Source organism: Arthrobacter sp. Soil764 (assembly GCF_001428075.1).
GTDB lineage: Bacteria > Actinomycetota > Actinomycetes > Actinomycetales > Micrococcaceae > Arthrobacter.
This window is the reverse complement of record NZ_LMSI01000001.1, coordinates 361723-385188: the sequence shown is the minus strand read 5'-3', so window position 1 is coordinate 385188 and position 23466 is coordinate 361723. Positions and strand designations below refer to the sequence as shown.

The following is a 23466-nucleotide window of genomic DNA, read 5'->3' as shown; positions in this document are numbered from 1 at the left end:
ATGCCAACACAACTCAATCCCTACCTGAGCTTTCGCAACAATGCACGTGAAGCCATGGAGTTCTACAAGGACGTCTTTGGCGGCGAACTGAACATCGGCACGTTCGCAGAATTCCAGGCCAGCCAGGATCCTTCCGAAGACCAACTGGTCATGCACGCGCAGCTGGACACACCGTCGGGCTTCACCCTGATGGCGTCGGACACCCCGCAGCGCATGGACTACACACCCGGAAACACGTTCAGTGTCTCCCTCAGCGGCGATGACGACGCCGAACTGAGGAGCTACTGGGTGAAGCTGTCCGACGGCGGCACCGTGACCATGCCGCTGCAAACGGCCATCTGGGGTGACTCCTTTGGCATGTGCACGGACAAATTCGGCGTCCAGTGGCTGGTGAACATCGCCGGCCCCAAGCAGTAGCTCAAGGCCGTTCTCGAGTCTGGGCAGCCCCTCAGCACCACGTGTCGAGGGCCCCGGCAAGCCCATCCGCTGAGCCGTCGCCCACCCAGGCCACGTACCCGTCGGGCCGGACCAGGACTGCCGTGGGTGCTGGTACCGGGCCCAGCACTGGAAGCTGCCACGCGCCGTCGTACGTTGCCCGGACGTGCCTGACCCTCCCGGTGGAAACGCCCGCACCCAGCTCCTGCCCGCCGAAGTCCAGCAGCAAGGGCCCGGCCCCGTGCAGCAACCCATACACCCGGGCCGGCCCGGCAGCGGTGGTGATGTCCAGGTCCGGCATCCGGCGCCCCAGGAGCGGGTGGCCGGGCCCCAGGTCATAGGCGACGTCGAGACCGGTGACCAGTGCGGCGATGGGCTCGCCCGCTCCCTCCATGCGGAGCACCTCGCCGAGCAGGTCGCGCAGGGCCTCCTGCCTGGGGTCGGCCTTCTGGAAGAGGGACTGCGCCATGGTGTACTTCAGCGCCCGCTCCCCCGCCGGGTGGCGTTCGGCGTGGTAGGTGTCCAGCAGTTCCCCGCCGGCGCTGCCCCGCACCACCTGCCCCAGCTTCCAGCCAAGGTTGACGGCGTCCTGCACGCCCAGGCCGATGCCGAGTCCGCCCGTCGGTGAGTGCACGTGCGCCGCGTCGCCGGCCAGCAGCACCCGGCCCTTCCGGTAGGACTCCGCCTGGCGGGTGGCGTCCGTGAAGCGCGAGAGCCAGGTGGGGCTGTGCATGCCGAAGTCGGTGCCGAACACGTCGGTCAGCGCCTGCCGCAGGTCCGCGAGCGTGGGCTCGGTGGCCGGACCCAGCACGGCCTCGGTCACCACCACGCGGACCGTGCCGTCCCCCATCGGGTACAGCCCGTGGATGCCGCGGGCGTCTACCTTTCCCTGCTGGACAGGCTCGCCGGCCACTTTCGCCTCGGCGATCAGGCTGCTCCGGGTGGCGTCCGGGCCCACCATCGCGATGCCGGCCGAACGCCGCACCGTGCTGCGCCCGCCATCGGTGCCCACAACGTACCGGGCCCGCAGGGGTCCGCTGCCGGCGAGCTGGACGTCCACGCCGCCGTCGTCCTCCTGCACGCCGGTGACCTCCACGCCGCGCCGGACCTGCACGCCCAGCTCTTCCACCCACTGGAGCAGCAGCCGCTCGATGTGGTTCTGGAACAGCGCCAGCGTGTACGGATGCCGCGTGGGCAGCGTGCCCAGGTCCAGCGGGGTGTTGCCGAACGTGGCGGTGTCGATCGTTTTGCCCTCGGCAAGGAACCTGTCCACGATGCCGCGCTGGTCCAGCAGTTCAAGGGTCCGCGCATGGATGCCGCCGCCGCGCGAGCCCGCCAGCTCCTGCGACTCCCGCCGCTCCAGGACAACCGCGTCCACCCCGGCCAGCCGCAGCTCGCCCGCCAGCATCAACCCAGTGGGCCCGCTCCCCACAATCACCACGTCATGCATGCCGTTCCCCTCCATCACCAATGAGCCGACCGCCAGTATGCGCCACTCCCGGGGCCTTGCGGCAAGGCCCCCACGGCGGGGTACTTTGGAAATGGAAGGGGATTTCCTGCGCAACGTGTACGACGGCGGCGCGGGGCCGGGGCAAAGGGAAAGCCCCTCCTAGGAGGGGCCTTCAACGTAGTGGTCATTTGTCTGTAGGTAACGGTCAGCGGTGATGCACTCCCCCTTCCCGGACGCCCCTAGCGCCCATCCGGACTATGACCCAACCCACTTTAATAACGCCCGGCCGGTGCGTAAAGACCCTCGGGCCAAAAATTTAGGAGGTCCGACGGCGGCGCGGGCTGCCGTCGTGCCATCAGTGAAGTCAGCCTGTCCCCGGGCCGCGGTGGCTAGGACTTTGCCCAGATGGCCACCCAGTCAACCAGGACGTGTCCGCTGGTTTCCGGCGATGGGCACACTGGCCCGCAGGATTCGGTCTGCAGGATGTAGTGCATGGGATTGGTGGGCGTGAACCTCCTGGAAACGCCCAGCGACTTTCCATCGAGGAAGAACTCGATGCCGTCGGCACGCCACTCGGTGGTTGCTATGTGCCAGTCCCCGTATGGCATGTTGGGCCGGAGGACCTCATTGTCGTGGATGCCGTTTTCCAGGCCATGCACGGCGGCGTACATGACCTTTGACAGGTCACCCTCGGGAAAATCGATCTCCCCATCCGCGGGCCAATTCTTGCTGTCCGGCCACAGCAGCCATGCCAGTTTGAAGCCCGGCAGGACGTCCGCCTTGAAGCGCACCGAATAGCGCCCGAACACCAAGCTGTTGTAGGGCCGCTGGTTGGCTCCAAAAAGTTTGGGCGACGGAGCCGCGCCCATTGCCACGCCGTTTTCCGAGTGCAGGAACATGTCCATAAAGCCGTCATGGACACTCAGGACCTTCGTCGGGTAATAACCGGACGTGCGCTGGCCTTTGGGTTGCTGTTGTGCAGCCGTGTCAGGCGTGCCGTCAAAGTAGTTCTCGCTCCAGCGGGCGCCGTAGACGGGGCCTGGGAATCCGCCAAGGCCCACGTCTCCCTCGGTGAAGTCCTCCGCAAAGACCTGCGTCCAGCCGGGAAGGTCGCCCACCGGCATGGCTTCGGAGGCGGCTGCAGGGTCTGCGGCCGCGGAAGGCTCGGGGGTCAAGGCCGGCTTGTCCGTCGAGGGCTGTGCGGGTTCGGACGCCGGGGAGGGCTCTGCGGATTCGGACGCTGGGGAAGCCTGGTCTGTTGCCGGCTGTGTAGGACTGGACGCTGTACTCTCCGGGTCCGTAGCCTGGGGCGGCGATGCGCCCGGAGCGCCTCTGAGGTCCCCGCATGCCACGGCCGATAAAAGCGTCATCACCATGACGAGGACGGCGCAGGTCCATGCGCGACGCTGATTCCTCTTCAAAAGTTCCGCTCCTTCCCCAAGGCATTGCACGGGAGCCTTGTCCCCCTATTCGACACAGCCTACGGACGAGGCCATTAGGGGGTCACGAGTAGTGGGTACTCATATTTCCGTCCCTGGACTATAGGGGGCTACGCGTTAGGTAGGTGCGGGGGTGGAGAGCTGTCAGCCAGGGGTGGATACCTCGCGCCAATAGGACGTTGCGGGCTCTACGTTCCCTGATCTGTGGCTCCGCAAAAAGGGCCCGGATCCGACGGCGGGCGGCGGAATCCGCACAATGTCGAGTTCGAACATGTCGATCAGGCAAGCGCTTCCCGTTAAAGTATCCAGAATCCAAAACAGCCCGTAATCCGGATTGGTATTCGTCACCGGGCCACGATGCATCAAAGTGCCCTGGTAAAAGGCCTCGATTCCATCGCCCGAGGCGAGTTCCCGGCAGGATCCGACGATGCGGCGGTCATAACGAGTCACGACTGGTCCTTTCCTAATGGCTTAAAGATCCCCCTGACTCATATGTTTCCTGCGCAAGCTGACTCCCGGGTGTCTGCAGGATGATCATTTCCTGACATTTTGGCCCTGGATCAGATATCAGCCAGCAGCGACGTCGGGTTTTCGATGGCGTCCGCCACGAAGCGGAGGAAGCCTGCTGCTGTGCCGCCGTCGCACACGCGGTGGTCGAACGTCAGGGTCAGCTCGGTGACCTTGCGCACCGCCAGCTCGCCCTTGACCACCCACGGCTTGTCGATGATCCGGCCGACGCCGACGATGGCCACTTCCGGGTGGTTGATGATCGCCGCGGACCCGTCCACCCCGAACACGCCGTAGTTGTTCAGCGTGAAGGTGCCGCTGCCCAGTTCCGTAGGGGTCGCCTTGCCCTGGCGTGCGACGTCGGTGAGGCGCCGGATCTCCGCGTCCAGTTCCCGGGCGGTCAGCTTCTCCGCGGCCCGGACCGAGGGCACCACAAGGCCCCGGTCGGTCTGCGCGGCGATGCCGAGGTTGACGCCGTCAAACGCGACGATTTCCTGGGACCCGTCCCCAGCGGTTTCGATCCGCGTGTTCAGCTCCGGGTACTTTTTCAGCCCCGCAGTGACGAACCGCGCGATGAACGCCAGCAGGCCGGGAACCTCGGCGCCGTTGGCCTTGAGTTCCCCGCGGAGTTCCATCAGGGCGGTGGCATCCACGTCCACCCACACGGTTGCTTCCGGAATCTCCGAGCGGCTGCGGGCCATATTGGCGGCCACGGCCTTGCGGACTCCGCGGACCGGGGTGCGGGCGGCAATGGGAAGCCCGGTGCGGGCATCCACGCCCTTGGCTGCCTGCGCTTCCAGCGGCGCACTTGCTGGTTTCTCGAGAGGCCTGGTTTCCGCTGGCTTGGCTTGTTCGGGTTTGGCGTCGGGGGTTGCCGCGGGCGCCGTCGTCCGGAGCGCAGCCTCAACGTCGCGGCGCATGATGAGGCCGCTGTCGCCGGAGCCGGAGATGTCACCGAGATCGACGCCGTGCTCCCGGGCCATGCGCCGGACCAGCGGCGAGATGACGGCGCCAAGTTTCCCGGGCACGCGCGTGCGCAGGAGGGTGAGGTCGTCTTCCGTGGGCTGGGCAGGTTTGGTTTCCTGCGGCTCGAGCACAGAAACGGAGGTTTTGGGGGCACGGGTGCGCCGGGCAACGCCGTGGCCACCGGGAGTGCCATACCCGATCAAGACATTGCCGGATCCGGCCTTTTCCTCCTCGCGATACGTTTCCGCCTCAGTCGACGCGGATGATGCCGCCCCGGGAGTGGCATCGGGCCTTCCTGAGCCGGACGCCATGCTGCTTGCAGCATGGCCGTCCGGCGAAGGGGCGGGGGCGGCATCATCCGCGGCGACACCCGTAGAAAGAGGCGTGACCGAGATCAGCGGCTTCCCCACGTCCAGGGTCTCCCCCGGCTTCCCATGCAGCTCGGCCACGATCCCGGCGTACGGGGACGGCACCTCCACGGCGGACTTGGCGGTCTCCACCTCGGCGATGGGCTGGTCAACGGCAATCTCGTCGCCAACGGAAACATGCCAGGCCACCAGTTCGGCTTCCGTGAGGCCCTCGCCCAGGTCAGGCAACAAAAACACGCGTGGTTCGCTCATGGTCAGTTCTCCCACTGAAGATCGTCAACGGCGTCGAGGATGCGGTCCACGCCGGGCAGGTAGTACTTCTCGAGTTTGGGTGCCGGGTAGGGGACGTCGAATCCTGTGACGCGGCGGATGGGGGCGGCCAGGTAGTGGAAGCAGCGCTCCTGGACCCGGGCCACGATCTCGGAGGAGACGGATGCGAAGCCGTGCGCCTCGGCGATCACCACGGCCCGGCCGGTCTTGCGGACGGACGCGCATACGGTGTCGTCATCGAACGGGACAATGGTGCGCACGTCGATGACTTCCAGTGACCGCCCCTCCAAAGCAGCAGCCTCGGCCGCAGCCAAAGCGGTGGGGACGGACGGGCCGTAGGCAATCAGCGTCGCGTCCGTGCCGGGACGCGCGACGGCGGCCCGGCCTTCGGAGGTGCGTCCCGCCGTCGTACCTTCCGTGTGAAGGCGCCGCAGCTCGCCCAGGTCCACCGAGTCCTTGGTCCAGTACATCTTCTTGGGCTCCATGAACACCACCGGATCGTCCGAGTCGATCGCTTCGCGGAGCATCCGGTAGCCGTCCGCCACGGTGGCCGGGGTGTAGACCTTCAGGCCGGCGGTGTGGGCATAGTAGGACTCGGAGGAGTCGCAGTGGTGCTCCACTCCCCCGATGCCGCCGCCGTACGGGATGCGGATGACCATGGGGAGCTTCACGGCGCCCTTGGTGCGGTTGTGCATCTTGGCCACGTGGCTGACGATCTGTTCAAACGCCGGGTAGGCGAATGCGTCGAACTGCATTTCGATCACCGGGCGCATCCCGTTGATGGCCATGCCCACGGCCATGCCCACGATGCCGGATTCGGCCAGCGGGGTGTCGAAGCAGCGCTGCTCGCCGAACGTGGCGGTGAGGCCGTCGGTGATGCGGAAGACGCCGCCCAGCATGCCCACGTCCTCGCCGAAGACCAGGACGGAGGAGTCCGCGTGCATGGCGTCGGCCAGAGCGGTGTTCAGTGCCTTGGCCATGGTGACGGGCTGGGGGCCGGCCGCTTCGGCGGACGCGGCGGCGGAGGCTGCAGCCCGGGCCGTGGCGGCAGACACGTTGCCGTTGGCCTCGGAGGAGGTGGTGATGGTGGGGCTCACTTTGCGGCCTCCTGATCTGAAGACGATGCTGCTGCGTCGCGGGCGAGCTCGTCGGCGAGCATGGCGGACTGTTCCTTCAACTGCGGGGTGGGCGCGGAGAAGACGTGGCGGAAGAGTTCCTGCGGGTCCACGGCCACGTCCTCGCTGAGGCCGTCCCGCAGCTGGGTGGCAACTGCTTCCGCCTTTTCGCGGATCCGCACCTCGCCGTCGTCGTCCAACAAGCCGCGGTCCGTCAGGTACGTGCGCATCCGGGTGACCGGGTCCTTGGCCCGCCACTCCGCAACTTCAGCGCTTTCGCGGTAGCGGGTGTCGTCGTCGGCGTTGGTGTGGGCCTGCATGCGGTAGGTGTTGGCTTCCACCAGCAGCGGGCCCGAGCCTTCGCGGGCCAGCTTCACGGCGCGGTCCAGGACCGCGAGGAGGGCGACGACGTCGTTGCCGTCCACGCGTTCGCCGGCCATGCCGTAGCCCACTGCCTTGTGGGCGAGCGACGGCGCCACGGACTGGTGTGCCAGCGGCACCGAGATGGCGTACTTGTTGTTCTGGACAAAGAAGATCACCGGCAGGTGGAAGACGGCGGCGAAGTTCAGGGCTTCGTGGAAGTCGCCTTCGCTGGTGGCGCCGTCGCCGCACATGGCCAGTACCACGGTGTCCTCGCCGCGGAGCTTGGCGGCGTGGGCCACACCGACGGCGTGCAGCAGCTGCGTGGTCAGCGGGGTGCACTGGATGCCCACCTTGCATTGAAGGGGGTCGTAACCGCCGTGCCAGTCGCCGCGGAAGATGGTCATCACCTGCACGGGGTCCACGCCGCGGGTCATCACGGCCACGGCATCCCGGTAGGTGGGGAACATCCAGTCAGCGTCGGAGAGGCACAGGGCGGCGGCCACCTGGCAGGCTTCCTGGCCGTGGCTGGAGGGGTAGACGGCCATGCGGCCCTGCCGGACCAGGGCGGAGTTCTGGTCGTTGACGCGGCGGCCGACGACGAGGCGTTCGTATGCTGCCAGCAGTTCGTCATCGCCGGGCACGGGGTATTCGTGGCCGGGCTGGGTGCCCTGCTCACTTTCCGGGATAAGCCGGCCGTCCGGGTCCACCATCTGGATCTGGTGGCGGGCGGGGAGCATGTAATCCTCCACCGTGATGCCGAACTTCTTCACAGCTTCCGTCAGCGCATTCTCTGCTGCTTCCGTGCTGGTGCTGTGCGGCGCGGTGTGGTCTGCGGAGATCGTCATTGGTCCGTCCTTCGGTAGCCACTATTCGTTCCCAGTATTGTCCTGAAGCAGGTTTCGTATCCAGCACCTCAGCAAATCGTGGAGAAGCTGCGCACAGAGGGCTGTTCCGGAAGACGATTTGCAACTGTGACGCGGGTTACGGGCGGGGGTTGTGGACAAATCGGCGGTGGCGGCATCCGGGCGCGCCTGCCGGTCCGCAATTATTTTTCCGGCAGCCATGGGACATGAACCCGGATCACGTCAGATAATGGGATCCGAAACCGAAAGGAGCCAGGGCATGAACAGCTACGACATTGGTGTTGAGCGCTATCACACCTCGGCGGACCAGTCTGTTGATGGCGGTTTCGCCGGGCCCTCAATGTCCGCTGCAGCGGAGGTGTTCAAGGCCGTGGCGCATCCGGTCCGGGCCACCATCCTGGAGCTGCTCTCCCAGGGCGAGTTGTCCATCCCCGAGGTCTGCGAGCGCACCGGTGTGAAACCCTCCCACCTGTCCCGGCACCTGGCGCAGATGCGCGCGCAGCAACTGATTGATTGCGCCCGCTCCGGCGGCCGCCTGGTGTACCGGCTGGCCTTCCCGGAGGCGGCCGAACTGCTCGCCGCCGCCCGGTCCGTCCTGCACGCCCGGACAGCGGCCGCCCTCAGCTCCCTTGGTCCGCTGCCGGAGGAGGAGCCATTCTCCGCGACGTGGGGCGATCGGATCTCGGCGCCGGAAACAGCGTTGGTGTCGCGTTCGGTGATCGCGGACGCATGCCGGGCCATAGCCGACCGCACCGGCTGCAGCTCAGAGGCGGCAGCCGGACGCCTCATCATGACGGCGCGGACCTGCCACATGACCCTGCTGGAGGCCGCCCTGGACGAGCTCCGCAGCGTAGAGGCCAGCAGCAACGCCTGACGCCGCAGGGTTGCGGCCACTTTCGGCCTTTAATGGCGTTTTTTCGCAACCGGGACTTTAGTCCCTACTTGTCCGTCATCTTGAAGATTTCGTTGACCTCTGATCACCCAAGGGGCACACTCGGATGTCAGGGAATTGACGAAAATGTCTTTGCGTCAACTTCCGCTTTCCGCTCCTACAGGGGAAAGGCTCCGCAACAGGTGCCGGGTTTCAGCCCGTTGGGGGTTGTTGCTGCGGGGATGGTTGCGGAGGGGACAGCGTGGTCCCCTCCGCCTCTCATTGGCGGGCAACTCTTCAGCCAACGTCCAATAAGAACCGTCCCGGGACACCCTAGCGGGGCTGCATTTCCTCAACAACAGTGACAGGTGGGGCATTCGTTATGGAAATACAAAAGTTGTGGGACCAGCTCGACGCGGAAACACGGCAGTGGCTGGTGGAGAATCCCGGGTGCACCATCCTTCCGCGCACTGTCGCGGCAGGCATCATGAAGAGCACCGGAGCCCAGCTGGAACAGGACCGGCACGGTGAAACGATCCTCTCCCCCAGCGACTGCGATTTTATTCGGGGCGCAGCTGAACAGTTCGAGTCCCACCCGGGAGCGTCCCCTTCCGCACGCTCCTGACAGGTGCAGCCACCGCCGTCCTAAAGTAGGCATTATTCGTCCCCATGCTCCGCTGGGGGCCTGTTTCGTATCCGCTGCCTGGCTCTGCATCGGAGACGCTGCTCAAATCTGCCTAGTATGGGAGACGATTTGCAGCGATCCGGGTTACGACGGGAGTGGGCACAATGGCGGGCAAGGATGCCGGCAGCGATCAGGTGGCGCTGGACGAGATAGACCGGCGAATCATCAGTGAACTCACCCGGGACGGCCGGATGTCCGTGACGCAGGTGGCGGAGAACGTGCACATCTCCCGTGCGCACGCCTACAGCCGGATTGCCCGGCTGACCGGCGACGGGGTGCTGACCCGGTTCACGGCACTGGTGGATCCCATCAAGGCCGGGCTGAAGTCCTCGGCGTACGTGACGCTGAAGCTGAAACAGGACTCCTGGCGCGAACTGCGGGACCAGCTCGGCGCCATCCCGGAGGTGCACCACATCGCCCTGGTGGGCGGCGACTTCGACGTGATCCTGCTGGTCCGCGCCGTGGACAACATCGACCTCCGCCGGGTCATCTTCGACCAACTGCAGACCATGCCCGGCGTGCTGGATACCCAGACATTCCTTGTTTTTGAAGACGTGGATACTCGCTAATAAGTCAGAACTGCTTCACACTACTGATCCAGTAAGCCGCGGCTCTGAAGGTACACGCGAATGAAGTGACCTGGGCTTTGATCCTCTGCACCGAAAACCTGCCATGCAATAGGTCCGAGCGCTCCACCAAATGCGGCTGCTCCTTTCAGCAATGGCGAGATCCGTCGCCGCCAAACTGAGATGGGCTCAGGATCGGCAACCTCATTAAAATCGTGCAGGGTCCACTTCCGCAGCACGGTTTCATAGGCAGCAATCTGCAGTACGTCGATCGCCTGCAGTCGACCAGGACGCCCTTTGTCCCACAGCAGTTCCTCCGCTTTGGCAACATAGGCAGCAACCTTTCGGCGGGCGTTTCGCTCGTTGCGTCTGCTGATCCGCGAGCCGTGGTCACGCCCCGACGCGCGTTGCGTCCAGAACATGGACGGCCCTGCCTATCCCCTTGGTAATCGTATGCCGGTCAATTTTGTCCTGCTCACTGCTGGGCGCGGCAAAGAGCGCCTCTTGGCGCTTCTCCAACAGCAGCCAAGCTTGCTGGAGATTGAACACTGCATATGAGAAGGGCGCGAAAGACCTGAAGATTAAGCCCTTGAAATACTGGGCAAGAGACCAAATGCTTACGACGAGCAGCAGGTCAGCTAAACCGGCGAAGAGGGACATGGCTGCGGCATACCAGCCGTTCATGGCTAGCTTGAAGAAGTCGAGAATAATCAGCACAGAAAAAAGCGAAAGCAATAGGCCAAGGATGGCGGCAATCACCAAAATTGGGCCGCCAATGATGTAGTCGAAGAAGACGTGCACCTTGGCCGCCTTCTTTAGCCCTTCCGAGATTTGCCCGGGCTGGACCTCGTGTTGCGCCCACTCGGCCGTCAGGCGCTGGAGCCGCGCCTCGGTAGATTCCCTGGCACGATAGCGTTCCACATCTGCAAGATGCGCCCGGCGGGCTCGCTCCTCCGCGAGCCATACGCGCAAACGGTGAAGCGTGATGCCGTGTTGCTTGGAAACGGATACCTGCGTCATTCCGTTATCCAGCACTGCCGAGACTGCTTTGCGGCGCTGCTCTTCGTCCCCCACCAAGCACTCCTAACTCCTAGTGCCCCCGGCTAGAACCACTATGCACCCGACGCGGTTTCGGGAGCTAGATAAAAGGACAGCAAATGGGGGTGCGCGGCAGGATATTGGGGGATATAAGCTCTGCGCGTCAGGACTAAGCCATAAGCCCGGCACTGGCTGGTGCAACCGCGGCAAGGCAGGTCCGTGGCAGAAGATCGGAGTCGAATTCCGGTCACGCGAGCGACGACGACAGTTCCTGGTTTTTGAAGAAGTAGACTCTCGCTAATCCTCCACATGTGAACGCTCGCGAGCGAGGTCAGCGGCGTTTTCTGGCCTATTTCCAGGCGCTACTCGTTATGCGTCCCCTGCCCTGAGTTCTCGGGCTCCACGGCAATTTCTGCAGGTCAAGGCCACGGCACAGTTGCGAGTAATGGCAGGGTCATCCAAGTAGTGGATATCGCAAGTGCCTGGAAAGACGGGTAGCAGTACGTGTTGTTGTGCCTATTTCGGTCCGGCGAGTATTGGGTCATCGATCCACCGAAAGGCACCTGGATGGGGCCGCTCATGGGGGAACGGGTTCTCAATCACACTTACTAGGAGTCTTTCCATGCGCCCAATGACCAAGAAGAACAAGATCGCCGCTGTTGCCGCTTCCGCTGCTCTGGTGGCCGTCGGCGGCGGCGCCGCCTACGCCTACTGGAGCACCACGGGCTCGGGCAACGGCTCGGCCAAGGCTGCGGCCGGGACGGACCCGGTCTCCATCAGCGTGACGGTGGATCCAGGTGTTGCCCCGGGGACGCCGCAGAAGATCACGTACTCGGCTACCAACCCGAACGCCAGCGACACGCAGGTTACTCTGATCAACCCCGTAGTCACGACCAGCGACGCCGGCTGCAAGCCCGGATGGTTCGAGGCTACCGTTCCCGTTGGCCCTACCTCTGTGCTTGCTGGGGCTACCACGAATCTGGGCGTCGGAACCCTGACCCTTAATGACGACCCTGCCATCAACCAGGACGCCTGCAAGGGCGCCACCATCACGGTAACCGTCGGCAGCAACTAACAAACGAGCGGGCCGGGGACGGGTGAAAACCCCGTCCCCGGCCCGCCGTCAATCGCACCAAAGTGGAAGGGGCACGGGGTGCACAAACAGGACGGACATCCGCGGCGCGGTAAGCGGACCGGTATCAAGGCCGCGTTGGTGGCGCTGCTGCTGGTGCTGGCCAGCGCCGGAGCACTGATCGCGGCGGCCAGCAATCCCAAGCCGGGCATCACCATGCAGGTCTCCCCCGCCAGCCAGTCCGTCCAGCAGGGCCAGTCCGCCGCCTATACGGTGACGGTGACGTCCACCGGAGGCTTCAGCGGCAACGTCAACCTGGCCACCGCGGGACTTCCGGCCGGAGCGGCAGGTGCCTTCACGCCGTCGTCCGTCACCCTTAACTCCGGAAGCACCGCAACCTCAACCCTGAACGTCTCCAGCGCCACCACCACCCCTGCGGGCACCAACTCCCTGACCATCACCGGCACCAGCGGCAAGGTCTCCGGCAGCGTCACCGCCGGCCTCACCGTCAATTACAAGATCTCCTCGGCGATCTCAGTCGCCGCCTCCCCGGACTCCCTCACGGTTCCGCCCGGCGCAACGGCCGTATATACCCTGCAGCTCACCCGGAACAACCTCTCCGGTCCGGTCACCTTCAGCATACTGGGCGGACTTCCATCCGGTGCCACGGCATCGTTCTCGCCCAATCCGGTGACCGGCACCTCCACCACACTGCAGGTGGCAACCACGGCCGCGTCCCCCACCGGAAGCTACAGCCTGTACCTCGTGGGCACTGGCAAGGACTCCGGCGGGAAGTCACAGTACGCCTACGCGAACGTGCAGCTGGTCCTGGATGCCACCATCAAGCAGTTCGTCCTCTCCGGCAACGTCCCCGAAACCCTCTCCCCCGGCACGTCGGCCGGCTTGGACCTGCAGATCAACAACCCCAACAACAAGGCGTTGGCACTGACCAACATCTCGGTGGCGGTGGCTGGAGTCACCCGCAGTGCGGGCGCCGCGGCCAGGAACCTCCCCTGCACCACGGCGGACTTCAACATCACCCAGTACAGCGGCCCCTACCCACTGGCAGTGCCGGCCGGCAGCAGTTCCCTTTCCGGCCTCCGCGTCACACAGACTGCGTGGCCCAAGGTGGGAATGCTGGACACGTCCGCCAACCAGGACGGCTGCAAGGGTGCCACCCTCCAGCTGGCGTACTCGGGATCAGGACAGGGGAACTGAGATGACCACCAGCACCAGGACTGCCAGGGCCGGACGTGCCCTCAAGGCAGCGGCCCTCGCGGGAACACTGATGGCCGCAGGCGCCGGAAGCGCCTACGCCTTCTGGACCGCAGGCGGAACGGGCACAGGATCTGCAGCCGCCGGCAGCATGCAGGCCGTCACCGTGGACGCGCTCGTAGCCGGGGACGGCCCGAAGACGGCGCTCGTTCCCGGCGGCACTGCCGACGTCGTACTCCGCCTCACCAACCCCAATCCCTACTCCGTGCAGGTCTACAGCGTCACCGCCAACGCGCCCGCCACGGCGGACACCGCACATTCCGGCTGCACCACCACTGGGGTCAGCTTCACCGGAACCGCCGCGCCACTGTCCCCGGCTACGTTCATTCCGGCAAACTCGTCCACCTTGCTCACCCTTCCAGGATCGGCCGCCATGGATACCACCTCACTCCCAGCCTGCCAGGGCGCCACCTTCCACCTTCCCGTCACAGCGGAGGTGCGCAAATGAGCATCGCCATCCGGAAGATGCCGTTCGGCCTCCGCCTCCCTTCAGGACGGCTGGCGTGGATTGTCACGGCGGTCCTGCTCCTGCTCGGCACGTCCACCGCCGCCTACGGCTTCTGGGCCTCCACCACCAGCAGCAACAATGCCGCGGCCGCGGCGGACGCCCTGTCCCCGGGAGCAAAGCCCGCCGTCACGGCCAACGGCGCCTCACTCAGCGTCAGCTGGGCAGCCGGCACCACCGTGAACGGCCGTGCGGCCACGGGCTACACGGTCACCAGGTACGCGGCTGCCACGGGTGGCACCGGAACGCAGGCGACAGGCGGGTGCGCAGGGACGGTCACCACGCTGACCTGCACGGAACAGAACGTCCCCGGGGGCATCTGGTACTACACCGTCACCCCCACCATCGCGCTCTGGACCGGCGCCGAGAGCCCGCGCAGCACCGGCGTCAGCAGTGACTCCACCGCCCCGGTAGCCTCGGTCTCCAGCCTGTCGCCCACCCCGAACGCTGCAGGCTGGAACACCACCAGCCCGGTCACGGTGACCATCACTGCCGACGACGGACCGGCCGGTTCGGGCGTCGCCTCCATTACCTACTCGGTCGACGGCGGCGCGAAGCAGACCGTGAATGGCGCCGCTGCGACCATTTCCGTCACGGGCGACTGGACGCACACCATCTCCTACTTCGCCACGGACAAGGCCGGCAACGCCAGCGCGGCACAGACGCAGGCGGTGTGGATCGACAGTCAGGCCCCGGCCGTGCCCTCACTCACCATTCCGGCCTACGTGAACTCCGCCAATGTCGCCGCAGTTCCGGTCACGGGAACGGCGGAAGCCGGTGCCAGGATCACCCTCGTTACCAGTGACGCGGGCGCCGCCCACTCCGTCACCACAACAGCCACCGCCGCCGACACGGGAGCCTGGTCCGCCAGCCCCGACGTGAGCAGCCTGGACCAGGGCACGGTCACCTACACGGCCACCGCCACTGACCCGGCTGGCAACACGGGCGCCAGAGGGACGGCCACAGGCACAAAAGACACCGTCGCTCCGGCCCCGGCGCAGGGCTTGAACGTGCCGTCGTACGTGACCAGCGGAAGTGTTGCTGCAGTTCTTGTTTCGGGTAGTGCCGAAGCCGGGGCGTCCGTGACCGTTACGGCCACGAGCCCGGGGTCCGCCGCTCCGGTGACGGGCACTGCGGCTGCTAACGGCGGCTCCTGGTCGCTGAACCTGGACCTCGGCTCCCTCAAAGATGGGACGATCACCTACAACGTGACCGTCAAGGACGCCGCCGGCAACACCAGCGCGACCGTCACAGCCTCCGACACAAAAGACACGGTGGCCCCGGTTCTGACCATCACGGCCCCGATGTTCGTCAACAGCAGCACCGCCACCTCGGTCCTGATCAATGGAACGGGTGATGCGGGACTCCCCGTCAACATCACCGTCCGTGACGTTGCGTTCAACCCCCTGACCAAAACAATCACGCCTTCCGGTGCCTCCTGGTCGACGACGATGGACCTCTCCAGTTTGAAAGAGGGCACCCTGACCTTCACAGCCTCCGCCACCGACGCGGCAGGCAATACGGGCACGGCCACTGCCGCGGCTACGACGACAAAGGACACGGCGGCGCCGACCGTTACCGGAGTGAAGCTGACTAACGGCGGCTCAACCAACACCAGCAAGGCCTCCGCCGATCCCGGGGACACCGTTACCCTCACCTACTCGGAAAAGCTGGATCTGACCAAATTTTGCTCCAGCTGGACCGGGACCTCCCTGACTGGCACAGCGACGATTTCTGACACCGGAACCAATGACACATTGAACCTTGCATTCAGCGGCTGCACGCTCGGCACGGTCACTCTGGGTGGCAACTATCTGTCCGGTGCCAATGCCACCTTCGGAGCCCAGGGAACAGCTTCCAGCGTCATTTGGGACTCCACGAACAATGCGCTTGTTGTCACGTTTGGCAACGCACCGAACGGCAGTTCGGGTGCCGGCACCCTGAACTCAGGGGTCGCCACAGGACAGCCGACGTACTTCCCGCCGCAGACGGTTACCGATGCGGCAGGAAACCTGATCGCGGCTGCTTCGTTCACCGCGCCCATTACGGCGAAGTCGGGTTTGGGTTAGCGACGACTCCAAGACCGCGCGTTTCGCCGGGACCTCCCGGCGACAGCGTGGTTCAATGGCGAATGTGCCTCACGGCACAGTGACGCCCAACCGAGCACCAGGAGGACAGTATGGCTGGAATCAACGCGAAGTTCGACAAGGAATACCTCGACAAGGGCATCGACGATCTTGCCAAAGCGCCGGTGGAGGCGTTGAAGGGACTTTCAGAAAGCGACGCCCAGAAGCTCAAAGAGGCCTTGAACATTAAGACCGTCAAGGATCTCGGCACCAACAAGTTCTTCCTTTGGGCGCACGCCGTCGCCAAGCTCGCGGAGTAGCGGCATGTGTTGACGCACGCATGGAAGCCCCTGGCCCAGCATCATGCTGGGCCAGGGGCTTTTCTGCGTCGAGCACTGAGAACTGCACGATCCGGCCCGATGCGCGATGACGGGATGGAATACATACTGTGAGGATGAAATTCACCACCACCACCATCCAGGGCAGCGGCAACAAGACAGGCATCGAGGTCCCGGAGGAGATCGTTACTGCACTTGATGCCGGACGGCGGCCGCCGGTGGTGGTTACCATAAACGGCGAAAGCTACCGCAGCAGCATCGCGGTGATGGGCGGCAGGAACATGGTCAGCGTGAGCGCGGCGAACCGTGAACTGACGGGAGTGTCAGCCGGCGACACCGTAGAGGTGGAACTGAAGGTGGACACCGAACCACGGGTCATTGAGGTGCCGGATGACCTGGCCAGTGCCATGGAAGCCGAACCGGCCGCGAAGGCCTTCTACGGCACGCTGAACTACAGCAGCCAACGCCGCTACATGGAGCCGATCACTGAAGCGAAGACGCCGGAAACCCGTTCGCGCCGGGTGGCCAAGGCGGTAGAAGACCTGAAGGCAGGCAAGAAGTAAGGAACGCAGCGCCACACTGCTGGACACTACGTCCACTGGTAAGTTTACTTACTATCGATGCCGGGGCAAGCTCCCGAGAAATGCAGTTAGGGCAATCAGGGCGCGGCCAGCGGGCGCCCGAGGCGGACGCGACGGAAGTTTCCGCAGGTCAAAAGCCTGCAACCGAGCCGCGGGGCAGCAAAAATACTTTATGGAACCTTGAGGGAACCCAGGGGCGAAAGTTGAGTGGCCGCTTAAAGAATGGGGTGCGGCCCAATGGGGGGCCACCAACCCAAACTAGGAGCCCTCCATGCCTGCCCGTTTGTCCGCTGCCCCTGCCCGCACCGAATCTGCTGCCGCACACTCCCTGCGGCTGGTAGTGCTGGTTCCCGCCTACAACGAAGCGGGCTCGATCGGCGACACCCTTGATGGCCTGATGCTCCAGTCGCGCCCGGCGGACCTGGTGGTGGTGATTCCCAATGGCTGCACCGATGACACCGCCCGCGAAGCCCGGAAATACCCCGTCACCGTAATGGAGCTGCCGCGGCTGGAGCACCGCAAGTCCGAGGCACTCAACCGGGCCTGGAACGAACACGCGTACGACGCCGACGTGGTGGTCTGCCTGGACGCGGACACCGTCCTTCCACCCAACGCCCTGGCCGCGTGGGAGCGTGAATTCCTGGGGCGCCGGGCCGCACGGCTGGGCGGATCGTCGTCGAAATTCACCATGCAGGACCCCGGATTCCTCAGCCGGCTGCAAAAGGCCGAGTTCGCCACCTGGACGGACACTGCCCTGCGCCGCCGGCAGACCAGCGTCCTGGCGGGAACGGGCTGCGCCATCAACAACGCGGTCCTGCGGCAGATCGCTGCCCGGGACGACCGGGACGGCCCATGGGTCTATACCTCCCAGGTGGAAGACTTCGAACTGACCTACCGGATCCGGGAACTGGGCTACGTCTGCCAGGTATCCCCCGACGTCCGCGCCTACACGGACTCTATGAAGACCATCAAGGCATTGTGGGGCCAGCGGATGAAGTGGCAGGTGGGAACCGTGGAGGACCTCCTGGACCTGGGCATCAACCGGCTGACCCTCCGTGACTGGGGGCAACAGGCCATGGGCCTGCTGGGCGTCTTCCTGAAGTTCCTGTGGATCGCCGTCATGGTCCTTTCGCTCGCCCTGGGCGTCTTCAGGTTCGTCTTGTTCTGGTGGCTGGTTCCCGTCCTTTTCATCGCGCTGGACATCAAACGCGCGTTGCGGATTCCACACCGGGACTGGAAGGACGTCCTGCTGGCCGCCACCTTCTTTCCCCAGGAATTGTTCATGTGGCTGCGGTCCGGGTGGTTCCTTGCCTCCTGGTGCGCAGTCCTGGCCACCAAGATCACCCGACGGCGGATTGACCGTTGGGAAGCCCAATACACCGCAGAGGACATCTGAACATGTATGGAATGACCACCGCTATCCCCGCTACCGGAGCTGCCGCCCTGGCCTACACAGGGCTGAACGTGGGTTCTTCACTTCTTACCGCTCTGGGCACCGCGCTCATCGGCGTGGCCCTGCTGTCGCTGCTGCGTAAGGGAAGCAAGGTCAAGCCCTGATGCCGTCCGCGCTGGCCCGGGCCGGAGCAAGGTCCGGGCCAGCGGCGGATGGCCGGAACCACCGGCTAGGACGTGCGCCGGAGCTGCAGGGCGGTTTTGAAGGCCGCGGCGGAGGCGCTGCTGCTGTTGATCCGCCAGTCCGTTTCCTTTTGCATATGGAACCAGACGAAACCCATGACATCGGGTTGCGCCGCAAGGTAGGAAACCAGCCCCGAGTTCCACGCGGCCTTGTCGCCGCCGGCTTCGCTCGACGCCGTTTCGGCAATGAGGATGGGCAGGCCCGGAGCGAGGGCCCTCAGCTGGGCGATGCCCGGTGCAAAGAGGTCCTGCGCGGAGATCCATCCGCTCCAGGAGGCGGAAGTTCCCCAGTTGTAGCCGTCCAGGGCCACGATGTCCACGTACCCCGCTCCGGGATACAGCCCGGCCAAGTCGGTGGAGCCGTAGTACGGAACGTTGGGGCTCCAGACCCACGACACATTGCCGGCGCCTTGGGCCGCGACCAGGTCGTGAACGTGCCGCCAGGCCGCGGCATAATCCCCGGGCTGGTTGCCGTTGACGCTTTCGGCCCACGGATACCAGTCGCCGTTCATTTCGTGCGCAAGCCGCAGCTGGACAGGGTAACCCCAGGAGGCCAGCGACTGGCCCCACTGAATGATGTACGGATCGAAATCGCCGGCAGTGATCCGGTCAAGGCTGTAGGCCGGCTGGTTTACTCCCCCACCCCACAACCAGGGCTCCCAGGTGACAAGGGGTACGGCGCCGCGAGCACGGACAGCGTTCATCTCGGTAATCGGTGCAGGCTGCGCGAAGTCCTCGTAGAACAACACGCTGGACGGGGCTTCACCGGCGAGGACCGCCACTTCATCCAGCTCGGCGCCGGCCAGGGGGCCTCCCGCCGTCGCAGCCCCGAAGCGGAGTTTGGCAGTGCTGACGCCCGGCACGGCCGGGGCCGGCACGGTCACCGTGAACACGGCCGAGCCCTGGACGGAGGAGGTCTTGGCAGTCACGGTGACCCTGCCTGTGGCCGTTGCCGGGATAGTGGCCGGGGCGCTGAAGGCACCGGTCGACGTCGTTTTCAAGGGGAAGGTGGCCGAACCGATGATCACGGTTCCGGTGGTGGAGGCTTTGAAGCCGCTGCCGGTGACCGTGATGGAGGATCCGGCCGGCCCCGTCGCGGGGCTCAAGGCGATTTGTCCCGCAGCTGCCTGGGCGGCCGCGGGCTGAACCACTGTCATGGCCAGGGCGATGCCCAGGCCTGCAGCAACCGCCGCGAAGCGTGTCTTTATGGAGTTGAACAAGGCTATCGATCCCCAGAATCGTCGTGGCAGCCAAGTTCGCTGCCGGCCAGGTGCACCGGACGGCACATCCTGATCGTAAAGGCCCTGTGCCGAAGCTGATCAGCTCTTGATCGAATTCTGTGGAAAGACTTGCTGGAAAATGAGGAATAAGTGAATCAGCGTGATGATCCCGGGCGGCTCCTCGTCGATCCGGCCGTGCTTGCCAGGTTGCGGGCCGAGCTCGATGACGATGAGGGGTGGCTCCTCTTCCTTGAGAGCTTCCTGGCCCAACTGCCGCTCCGAATCCAAAAGCTGCGTACGGGCCTGCTCACCGCGGACCATGGGCTGGCCATGGACGCAGTCCTCAGCCTCAAGATTTCGTCCCAGATGGTAGGCGCTGAACGGCTTGCAGGAATGGCAATCCAGCTACAGGGCTCGCTGGGTGACGTGGCGGAGCAGGGAACCGCCGCAACTGCGCTGCCCGAGCTGGCCAGCCGGCACCTCGGCCCCATTACGGGGTGTGCCGAAGAGACAACTGTGTCACTGGCAGGCGGACTCATCGCCTCCGGGGCTGCCTAAAGACGGCGGCGGGCCATGCCGCACATTGCGGCATAGCCCGTCATCGTCCGGGGCAGTGCATCTGTCAGGATGTCCTCTTCCTGCTTGCTTCTGCCGCTGCCTCTCCGGCATGGGCTTCCTGCAGCCGGTCACGTGACAGCGGCCTGTCACCGCTGCGCCGCAGTGTCAGCATCACCAGGCCCGCGGCCAGCAGGCAACATGCCAGGAAGACGGACGTGGCCAGGAAGCTGCCTTGGGTGACGTCCTGCAGAAAACCGCCAACGTACGGTCCGACGAATCCGCCGAGGTTGCCCACCGCATTGATCAGCCCCATGGCCGTGCCGGCGACGGCCACCGGCATGGCCCGGGACGCTGACGCCCAGAAGGGACCGTCGTAGGCCAGGGCCCCGGCGACGGCAATGCTGATCAGGGCGACCGCAAGGATGGGCATATTGTCTCCGGTTGCTACCGAGACAACCAAGGCAACAGCCCCCACTGCCATCGACAGCAGCACGTGGGTGGAGTAGCGGCCCGAGCGGTCGGCTGCCTTGGCGTTGTACCAGAGGCCCACCATGGCCAACACGTACGGAATGGCGGTGATCAGCCCCACCTCCATGGAGGATCCGGAGGTGATCGTCTTGATCACGTGCGGGAGCCAGATATTGATGCCGTAGAAGCCAATCTGGATGAGGAAGTACACCAGGGTCAGCCGCCACACCACCGAGTTGGACACCACGTGGCGCAGGCCCAGCTTCTCCTGCTGGGGATGTGCCTTTGCATCTTCAGCAAGTCCCCTCTCGATGTACTCACGCTCCTGGACAGAGCACCATGAGGCCTCGCGGGGATGGTCGGCGATCAGGGCCCACCACAGGGGTGCGGCGATGACGAACGGGAAAATACCCTCGATGATGAACAGCCAGCGCCAGTCCGAGAAGGAAAGAATCCAGCCGGAGAGTGGCGCCGTTATGATCGACGCGATGGCAATGTTCATCATCCAGAACGCGTAGGCCCGCGCCCGCTCCGCGGCAGGGAACCAGTGGCTGATCAGGACAAGGATCGCCGGCCAGATACCGGCTTCGGCAACGCCCAGGAAAAAGCGCACCACGAGGAGTTGGGTGAAATCCTGGATGAATCCGGAAAGAACGGCCAGGACGCCCCATATGAGCACCATGATTCCAACGAACTTCTTGGCGCTCCAGTGCTCGGCGAGGTGCCCGCCTGGAATTTGCAGGACTAGATAGCCGATGAAAAAGATGCCTGCAGCCAGGCCCTGCTGGGCGGCGTCGATGCCCAGGTCCTTATGGAGTCCGTTCAGGGCGAACCCGATATTGGTCCTGTCCATGAACGAGATGATGTAGACCACGATGGCGACGGGAATCAGCCGCTTCCACCGCGCATTGCCCACTGCCGTTGCTGACTTAACGCTCTGTGCCATTGGAAATACTCCTTCGCGATATGGCAGATCAGACCGCGTCCCCCAGTAAAGCTATTGCTCTCCCGCGGGCCCGTCGGGCCGCTTTCCGCCGCCGGGCGGAACGAGCAGGACTTGTTCGGGTAGATCCCCCATGCCGGCATGTCTCTGCACCCCCAGCCGGGGATCATTACCCGGGTATCACACTCTTATTTTTACGCAACTGTTGCGTGCCCGCAAGAACCTAAACGGAGGAGTTGTGGTGCGCAGGTCACATGGTTGAGGGGCCGCCTTTTCTGGGTGATTCCGCTGTGACCCGGGCCTGCCGGACTTAGCATGGAGGAGTGGAAGAGCAGCGGGAATTCTCGGCGGAAGAGATGCGCGCTTTCGCAGCCGACTGTCCGGTGTGCGGCGAAACAGCCTATCCAGTGTGGGAGCGGGTGGGCGATAACCGGGACCGGGAATCAGTGGAGAGATGGAAACTGGCCTCGCTTGAATGCCTCACTCCGGGGTGCCCAAACTCCCGCTACAGCGCTTAGTCCTCTCCTGGCGCCAGCTAACCGCCGATGACGCGGTCACGTCCTGCAAGCGAGCCAATGAGGGTCAGCACGGCCATGGCCGCGGCGATGGTGATGAGCGGGACAGTCCAGGAACCGGTGAGGTCATGCAGACCGCCGAACAAGACGGGGCCTATGGCGCTGAGGCCGTAGCCAACGGATTGGGCCATCCCTGACATGGCTGCCGCCTGGGGGTGGTCCCGCGTGCGGAGGCTGAACAGCGACAGGGCGATGACGATGAGGCTCCCGCAGCCGATGGCTCCCAGCAGGACCCAAAGGAGTATGAGGTCAGGGGCAAGGGCCAGCCCAAGGAACGTCATGAAGGTGAGGACGGCGCCTGCAGAGGCTGTGAGCCGTTGGTCCCGCCCCCGGTGAAGCACTGCCCCTGTTCCGAGGCTTGCAAAGACGCTGACCAGCAGGAAGACGGACAAATGGATGCCTGCAGTTGTGGCTGGGACGCCTTGGCTTTGCTCAATGGTGGGGAGCCACGCCATCAACACGTAGAAGGCCACCGACTGCAGTCCCATGAAGAGTGTCACCTGCCATCCCAGCGATGAAGTCCAGGGCGATTGGTAGGAGGACGCGGCCTTTCGGGTGGTGGAGTGCGTGCCGGTTGGGGCCGGCCTGCGCAGGAACGGCAGGAGGACAGCCATGGCGACTATGGCCAGACCCGCCCACACGCCGAGCGCAAGCCGCCAGCCGGCAGGGGAAGTTTGGGCCACGGGAACAACCACTGCGGCCCCGACGGCGGCGAAGGCTGCCTGGGCCGCGGTGTAACTGCCGGTGACCTGGCTGACTTTCAGCGGGAAGTCCCGCTTCACCAGGGAAGGTACCAGGACGTTCAGGAAGGCGATGGCCAGCCCAAGCGTGGCTGTGCCTGCCCAGATAAAGCCGGGCACGGGCAGGGATCGGAGCACAATGCCCGAGGCGAGGATCAGCAGGGACAGCCACAGCGCCCGGTCCAGCCCCAAGCGGCCGGCGAAAGCGGGCGCGACGGGTGAGAAGACCGCGAACGAGATGAGCGGAAGGCCGGTGAGAAATCCTGCTGCCGGATTGGACAGTTCCAGATCGCTGCTGATGTTGGCCAGGACGGGACCCACGCTGACAAAGGAAACCCGAAGGTTTACGGCAATGAGCAGAACCCCAATGAAGGCAAACCCGAACCTGATGGTGCGTTGAGGCGCATTCCGGGTGGCAGCAGTCATCGCAGCTTCTTTCCTTCGTCATCCTGGCTCCGTCCCAAGCACGGCCTGCCCGCCTTCCACAATAGGGCGCGGCAGGCCTGCAGCTCCGGCACAAATACTCTCGCCAGGAAAGGTACCCAAAAATGCGG

General features: G+C 64.8%; 24 protein-coding genes. 13 read left to right on the top strand and 11 right to left on the bottom strand.

The genetic code is table 11. The annotated features are described in order from the left end of the window. Positions 1 to 417 (top strand): VOC family protein, encoded by a 417-nt coding sequence (locus tag ASG86_RS01765; protein WP_056329312.1) that lies wholly within the window; start codon positions 1 to 3, stop codon positions 415 to 417. A gap of 31 nt (positions 418 to 448) precedes the next feature. On the opposite strand, the gene ASG86_RS01760 is transcribed toward ASG86_RS01765, so the two are convergent. From ASG86_RS01760 to pdhA, 6 genes are all read right to left on the bottom strand, one after another. Beyond that, positions 449 to 1885, bottom strand: a complete 1437-nt coding sequence (locus tag ASG86_RS01760; RefSeq protein WP_056329309.1) for an FAD-dependent monooxygenase — start codon at positions 1883 to 1885, stop codon at positions 449 to 451. Between the two features lie 389 nt (positions 1886 to 2274). Then, a complete protein-coding gene (locus ASG86_RS01755; protein WP_235565053.1) occupies positions 2275 to 3060 on the bottom strand; it encodes a glycoside hydrolase family 16 protein in 786 nt (261 codons plus the stop codon). Positions 3061 to 3468: 408 nt separating this feature from the next. Next, the gene (locus ASG86_RS20035; RefSeq protein WP_082566629.1) at positions 3469 to 3774 is read right to left on the bottom strand and encodes a hypothetical protein; all 306 of its coding nucleotides are present in this window, start codon (positions 3772 to 3774) and stop codon (positions 3469 to 3471) included. Positions 3775 to 3884: 110 nt separating this feature from the next. Then, positions 3885 to 5417, bottom strand: coding sequence for a dihydrolipoamide acetyltransferase family protein (locus ASG86_RS01750; protein WP_056329306.1), 1533 nt, complete (start codon positions 5415 to 5417; stop codon positions 3885 to 3887). 2 nt (positions 5418 to 5419) lie between these two features. Beyond that, on the bottom strand, positions 5420 to 6532 hold the full coding sequence (locus tag ASG86_RS01745) for an alpha-ketoacid dehydrogenase subunit beta (protein ID WP_056329304.1): 1113 nt from the start codon (positions 6530 to 6532) through the stop codon (positions 5420 to 5422). Then, positions 6529 to 7758: a pyruvate dehydrogenase (acetyl-transferring) E1 component subunit alpha gene (pdhA, locus tag ASG86_RS01740; protein ID WP_056329301.1), complete on the bottom strand. Its 1230-nt coding sequence runs from the start codon at positions 7756 to 7758 to the stop codon at positions 6529 to 6531. Before pdhA ends, ASG86_RS01745 begins: the two co-directional genes overlap by 4 nt. A gap of 277 nt (positions 7759 to 8035) precedes the next feature. Between pdhA and ASG86_RS01735 the strand changes: the two genes are divergently transcribed. The 3 genes from ASG86_RS01735 to ASG86_RS01725 all read left to right on the top strand — a co-directional run bounded on the left by ASG86_RS01735 (position 8036) and on the right by ASG86_RS01725 (position 9901). After that, positions 8036 to 8650, top strand: coding sequence for an ArsR/SmtB family transcription factor (locus tag ASG86_RS01735; protein ID WP_162253488.1), 615 nt, complete (start codon positions 8036 to 8038; stop codon positions 8648 to 8650). 379 nt (positions 8651 to 9029) lie between these two features. Continuing rightward, positions 9030 to 9272, top strand: coding sequence for a hypothetical protein (locus ASG86_RS01730; protein WP_056329296.1), 243 nt, complete (start codon positions 9030 to 9032; stop codon positions 9270 to 9272). 164 nt (positions 9273 to 9436) lie between these two features. Then, positions 9437 to 9901 carry an Lrp/AsnC family transcriptional regulator gene (locus ASG86_RS01725; RefSeq protein ID WP_056329293.1) on the top strand — a complete coding sequence of 155 codons (465 nt, stop codon included), beginning with the start codon at positions 9437 to 9439 and terminating at the stop codon, positions 9899 to 9901. 20 nt (positions 9902 to 9921) lie between these two features. Here the strand turns inward: ASG86_RS01725 and ASG86_RS20390 are convergent, their stop codons facing one another. Then, positions 9922 to 10320: a hypothetical protein gene (locus ASG86_RS20390; RefSeq protein WP_156386091.1), complete on the bottom strand. Its 399-nt coding sequence runs from the start codon at positions 10318 to 10320 to the stop codon at positions 9922 to 9924. Next, a complete protein-coding gene (locus tag ASG86_RS01720) occupies positions 10289 to 10972 on the bottom strand; it encodes a transposase (protein WP_056329291.1) in 684 nt (227 codons plus the stop codon). The genes ASG86_RS20390 and ASG86_RS01720 overlap by 32 nt, the downstream gene beginning before the upstream one ends. Before the next feature lie 586 nt (positions 10973 to 11558). On the opposite strand from ASG86_RS01720, the gene ASG86_RS01715 reads away from it, so the two are divergent. From ASG86_RS01715 to ASG86_RS20385, 8 genes are all read left to right on the top strand, one after another. Continuing rightward, positions 11559 to 12011, top strand: a complete 453-nt coding sequence (locus ASG86_RS01715) for a hypothetical protein (RefSeq protein WP_056329288.1) — start codon at positions 11559 to 11561, stop codon at positions 12009 to 12011. Positions 12012 to 12089: 78 nt separating this feature from the next. Beyond that, complete coding sequence (locus ASG86_RS01710; RefSeq protein ID WP_056329285.1) at positions 12090 to 13226, top strand: COG1470 family protein; 1137 nt, start codon at positions 12090 to 12092, stop codon at positions 13224 to 13226. A gap of 1 nt (position 13227) precedes the next feature. Next, positions 13228 to 13731 (top strand): hypothetical protein, encoded by a 504-nt coding sequence (locus tag ASG86_RS01705; RefSeq protein ID WP_056329282.1) that lies wholly within the window; start codon positions 13228 to 13230, stop codon positions 13729 to 13731. Then, entirely contained in the window at positions 13728 to 15857 is a 2130-nt protein-coding gene (locus tag ASG86_RS01700; RefSeq protein ID WP_056329279.1) for a beta strand repeat-containing protein, read from the top strand. Before ASG86_RS01705 ends, ASG86_RS01700 begins: the two co-directional genes overlap by 4 nt. Before the next feature lie 110 nt (positions 15858 to 15967). Continuing rightward, positions 15968 to 16174, top strand: a complete 207-nt coding sequence (locus ASG86_RS01695; protein WP_056329277.1) for a hypothetical protein — start codon at positions 15968 to 15970, stop codon at positions 16172 to 16174. 134 nt (positions 16175 to 16308) lie between these two features. Next, positions 16309 to 16755: a YdeI/OmpD-associated family protein gene (locus ASG86_RS01690; protein ID WP_056329274.1), complete on the top strand. Its 447-nt coding sequence runs from the start codon at positions 16309 to 16311 to the stop codon at positions 16753 to 16755. Positions 16756 to 17044: 289 nt separating this feature from the next. Then, positions 17045 to 18169: a glycosyltransferase gene (locus tag ASG86_RS01685; RefSeq protein ID WP_056329271.1), complete on the top strand. Its 1125-nt coding sequence runs from the start codon at positions 17045 to 17047 to the stop codon at positions 18167 to 18169. Between the two features lie 11 nt (positions 18170 to 18180). Next, the gene (locus ASG86_RS20385; protein ID WP_156386090.1) at positions 18181 to 18330 is read left to right on the top strand and encodes a hypothetical protein; all 150 of its coding nucleotides are present in this window, start codon (positions 18181 to 18183) and stop codon (positions 18328 to 18330) included. A 65-nt stretch (positions 18331 to 18395) separates the two neighbouring features. On the opposite strand, the gene ASG86_RS01680 is transcribed toward ASG86_RS20385, so the two are convergent. After that, positions 18396 to 19565 (bottom strand): glycosyl hydrolase, encoded by a 1170-nt coding sequence (locus ASG86_RS01680; protein WP_156386103.1) that lies wholly within the window; start codon positions 19563 to 19565, stop codon positions 18396 to 18398. Positions 19566 to 19778: 213 nt separating this feature from the next. On the opposite strand from ASG86_RS01680, the gene ASG86_RS01675 reads away from it, so the two are divergent. Then, the gene (locus ASG86_RS01675) at positions 19779 to 20186 is read left to right on the top strand and encodes a hypothetical protein (protein ID WP_056329265.1); all 408 of its coding nucleotides are present in this window, start codon (positions 19779 to 19781) and stop codon (positions 20184 to 20186) included. 64 nt (positions 20187 to 20250) lie between these two features. Here ASG86_RS01675 and ASG86_RS01670 read toward each other — a convergent pair whose 3' ends face one another. Both ASG86_RS01670 and ASG86_RS01665 read right to left on the bottom strand, forming a co-directional pair. After that, entirely contained in the window at positions 20251 to 21600 is a 1350-nt protein-coding gene (locus tag ASG86_RS01670) for an MFS transporter (RefSeq protein ID WP_056329263.1), read from the bottom strand. A 532-nt stretch (positions 21601 to 22132) separates the two neighbouring features. After that, positions 22133 to 23338, bottom strand: a complete 1206-nt coding sequence (locus tag ASG86_RS01665) for an MFS transporter (RefSeq protein WP_056329259.1) — start codon at positions 23336 to 23338, stop codon at positions 22133 to 22135. Positions 23339 to 23466 lie beyond the last annotated feature (128 nt).

Excerpts from the sequence above, each read along its gene's own strand:
- ASG86_RS01765 (WP_056329312.1), top strand. The coding sequence starts at position 1 with ATGCCAACACAACTCAATCCCTACCTGAGCTTTCGCAACAATGCACGT.
- ASG86_RS01760 (WP_056329309.1), bottom strand. The coding sequence starts at position 1,885 with ATGCATGACGTGGTGATTGTGGGGAGCGGGCCCACTGGGTTGATGCTG.
- ASG86_RS01750 (WP_056329306.1), bottom strand. The coding sequence starts at position 5,417 with ATGAGCGAACCACGCGTGTTTTTGTTGCCTGACCTGGGCGAGGGCCTC.
- pdhA (WP_056329301.1), bottom strand. The coding sequence starts at position 7,758 with ATGACGATCTCCGCAGACCACACCGCGCCGCACAGCACCAGCACGGAA.
- ASG86_RS01735 (WP_162253488.1), top strand. The coding sequence starts at position 8,036 with ATGAACAGCTACGACATTGGTGTTGAGCGCTATCACACCTCGGCGGAC.
- ASG86_RS01730 (WP_056329296.1), top strand. The coding sequence starts at position 9,030 with ATGGAAATACAAAAGTTGTGGGACCAGCTCGACGCGGAAACACGGCAG.
- ASG86_RS01725 (WP_056329293.1), top strand. The coding sequence starts at position 9,437 with ATGGCGGGCAAGGATGCCGGCAGCGATCAGGTGGCGCTGGACGAGATA.
- ASG86_RS20390 (WP_156386091.1), bottom strand. The coding sequence starts at position 10,320 with ATGTTCTGGACGCAACGCGCGTCGGGGCGTGACCACGGCTCGCGGATC.
- ASG86_RS01715 (WP_056329288.1), top strand. The coding sequence starts at position 11,559 with ATGCGCCCAATGACCAAGAAGAACAAGATCGCCGCTGTTGCCGCTTCC.
- ASG86_RS01705 (WP_056329282.1), top strand. The coding sequence starts at position 13,228 with ATGACCACCAGCACCAGGACTGCCAGGGCCGGACGTGCCCTCAAGGCA.
- ASG86_RS01700 (WP_056329279.1), top strand. The coding sequence starts at position 13,728 with ATGAGCATCGCCATCCGGAAGATGCCGTTCGGCCTCCGCCTCCCTTCA.
- ASG86_RS01695 (WP_056329277.1), top strand. The coding sequence starts at position 15,968 with ATGGCTGGAATCAACGCGAAGTTCGACAAGGAATACCTCGACAAGGGC.
- ASG86_RS01690 (WP_056329274.1), top strand. The coding sequence starts at position 16,309 with ATGAAATTCACCACCACCACCATCCAGGGCAGCGGCAACAAGACAGGC.
- ASG86_RS01685 (WP_056329271.1), top strand. The coding sequence starts at position 17,045 with ATGCCTGCCCGTTTGTCCGCTGCCCCTGCCCGCACCGAATCTGCTGCC.
- ASG86_RS20385 (WP_156386090.1), top strand. The coding sequence starts at position 18,181 with ATGACCACCGCTATCCCCGCTACCGGAGCTGCCGCCCTGGCCTACACA.
- ASG86_RS01680 (WP_156386103.1), bottom strand. The coding sequence starts at position 19,565 with ATGACAGTGGTTCAGCCCGCGGCCGCCCAGGCAGCTGCGGGACAAATC.
- ASG86_RS01670 (WP_056329263.1), bottom strand. The coding sequence starts at position 21,600 with ATGGCACAGAGCGTTAAGTCAGCAACGGCAGTGGGCAATGCGCGGTGG.
- ASG86_RS01665 (WP_056329259.1), bottom strand. The coding sequence starts at position 23,338 with ATGACTGCTGCCACCCGGAATGCGCCTCAACGCACCATCAGGTTCGGG.